Annotated in this window: 3 protein-coding genes and 1 pseudogene; 2 read left to right on the top strand and 2 right to left on the bottom strand. The window is 52.0% G+C overall.

Annotation, left to right across the window (positions count from 1 at the left end):
- On the top strand, positions 1 to 271 hold a 271-nt coding region (locus tag MRBLMR1_RS25235), incomplete at its 5' end, for a hypothetical protein (RefSeq protein ID WP_500066927.1).
- Between the two features lie 120 nt (positions 272 to 391).
- Positions 392 to 766 (top strand): hypothetical protein, encoded by a 375-nt coding sequence (locus MRBLMR1_RS25230; RefSeq protein WP_500066926.1) that lies wholly within the window; start codon positions 392 to 394, stop codon positions 764 to 766.
- A 773-nt stretch (positions 767 to 1,539) separates the two neighbouring features.
- Here MRBLMR1_RS25230 and MRBLMR1_RS25225 read toward each other — a convergent pair.
- Positions 1,540 to 1,845 carry a hypothetical protein gene (locus MRBLMR1_RS25225; protein WP_148148829.1) on the bottom strand — a complete coding sequence of 102 codons (306 nt, stop codon included), beginning with the start codon at positions 1,843 to 1,845 and terminating at the stop codon, positions 1,540 to 1,542.
- A 105-nt stretch (positions 1,846 to 1,950) separates the two neighbouring features.
- Positions 1,951 to 2,097, bottom strand: a pseudogene (locus MRBLMR1_RS25220) (transposase domain-containing protein); the annotation flags it as partial.
- Between the last annotated feature and the right edge of the window lie 110 nt (positions 2,098 to 2,207).

The raw sequence follows: 2,207 nt of genomic DNA, 5'->3' as shown, positions 1-2,207 counted from the left end.
ATCGTGGAATGCAAATCCAATATTATATCGAGCTAGCCGAGCACTGCAGCGAGCTATTATGCCACCTGAACAACCCACAGCGAGAAAACGCATTTGGTCCATCATCAAGGTGATCTGGACAGTGTCGATTATCATTGTGGCCACCGGACTAGGCGCGGTGATCGGCTGGGAAACCCACGGAATTGTCGGTGCTATTGCCTTGGGTTTCGTCGGCCTCGTCGTTGGCATTTTCCTCAGCTCACCTACTCTACTCCTGCAAGTGCTCCCTTGAGCAAAGTGAGTTTTTCAACAGTATCCGCCAATTGCAGTCATAGGGTGAGCCAACTAAACGTATGCCCCAAAGATCAAGAAAAAGGGCACCGAATTGGAAGATTGCTACGCCGTAAAGCTCTTGGATATCTACATCGAAAATGCGGTTCGCATCTTCCGCGGAGGCTTTGGATGTGATCGCGCCGAAAATGCAATGTTCGCAACAGTGGAGTTACTACGCGAAGAGAAGAGCCTCAGACCAGAATTCTTGCGGCGCGTTGGCATTACGCTAACTAAATCAGATGTCTGGGAAACAGGTAGCAATGGTGTCCCACTTGAGCTTTTTGAATTGGCAATCCACGAACTGCGTTGGCCCGAGTTTCGTCAGTTGATCGAGGTTCGCCGTTCGCTTTTCCCGCTGGATAGCAGGCACCTCTCTCTTCTCGCAGCTTTTGATCGAGATTGGATTGATCGCGACTATTATCAGCGTTATCGCACACGCGGCGAAGAAGGTTGAAATGACTGCCTCGGGCCGAGAGCAGCCCCGCCGCCCTGACATCGAAAGCCCCGCTGCGTCTTTGGGATCGCAACGGGGCCTGCCTACTTCTAGAGCGGACGCAACAAAAGCTTGGCGGCTGGAAAACCGGAAAGACTGAGAAAGGTTCCGCGGCCCGTTAACCCGAAATCATCTCTCAGCGATCTCGCTTCTTTGGACTCGACTAAGGGAAAATTAACCGAGCTGAAAATTCCTCGTTGATTGCTCTAATCTATTAAATTCTGCTCGGACCTTCGGGACGATAGCGAAGAGGGATCTCATGAACGAGTTAGCTGAGCGCCTTGCTCAGAATACAGGAATTTCCAGTGACCGATTGATGTCCGTCTCAGGCTATCTGAAGACGAGACTGAGAAAGCAGATCGAAGAGCATCGGCCGTTAAGTTTCGTGCTTTACCGAGAGATGCGCATTTTCGAGCTGGCACTCAGTATCCGAAGCCGAAAGAGACATTAACGCGGGTATCTGTAAACCGCCGCTCACTTGCAGAATTCAGCGACGGCTGAGATGTCGCTAAGCGCCTCCTGCCAGCCCGTCGGGCGATAGCCCTTAACCTTCTCTGGCCACTCGCAGATCCCGTCGGCATTCACGTAGCCTATCCAATGTGCGTTCGTCAGGTGGTCGAACTTTAGGAAGACTGTAAGCGATGTGCTGATCCCACCGTGTCTGGATAACTCCGAATTTCCATATCAAAAGCCAACCGCCGCAGAGCGCTATGGGTCGATAGCGGACGCCTTGCTCAACGATCTGTATAATGGAGCGCCTCTTGGGCGGCTTTTTCTAAATCGCCGGAGCTGAATATCCAGCGGCCTGACAATCTCGGTCCATCAATGGTGATCCTGTAATGGCCTTTTCGTTGGTTTAGCTGTTTGCCTGAAACGTGGATGACTTCTGCTACGTGGTCCGGAATGATTGCGCCGCTTCCGACAGGGAGGTCTTCCAAAGTCCGTGGGTTAAGGCGCTTACCCTTCATTGCTAATCCAATGGCATGGAGCACCGGATAAACTGGCGTCTTCGACCACGGGACTACATCAGTGTTTCTCATCCGTTCCCCCTTATCCGAATTAAATCGCGCTAACGGCGTCGATGCTGCAAGATACGTAACATTGTTCAAAGTGAGATGCCGATGTCTGCAATCGACCGACTGCACTCAAAGGTGGGAGTTGAATTGTATAGCGGGGTAATTCCACGGCAAAAGCTTATCGATCCGGCCCTGCTTATGGCCGTTGACGATGGCAGTGAGCGTGGTGGTTAGATAGGCCAGCGGATCGACCGCATTAAGTTTGATGAGGTGGATGGCTCCCTCTTCCGGCGCCATAGTGAAAGAGCGATCGCGATGATCGCTCTAACGGGGAGATGTCATCCATGAACGAAATTACGACGATAGGCCTCGATCTGGCCAAGAGG

This window comes from Neorhizobium sp. LMR1-1-1.1 (genome assembly GCF_040675795.1).
In the GTDB taxonomy this organism is placed as follows: Bacteria; Pseudomonadota; Alphaproteobacteria; order Rhizobiales; family Rhizobiaceae; genus Neorhizobium; species Neorhizobium cellulosilyticum.
This window is presented reverse-complemented; position numbering and strand designations above follow the sequence as displayed.

Excerpts from the sequence above, each read along its gene's own strand:
- MRBLMR1_RS25225 (WP_148148829.1), bottom strand. The coding sequence starts at position 1,845 with ATGAGAAACACTGATGTAGTCCCGTGGTCGAAGACGCCAGTTTATCCG.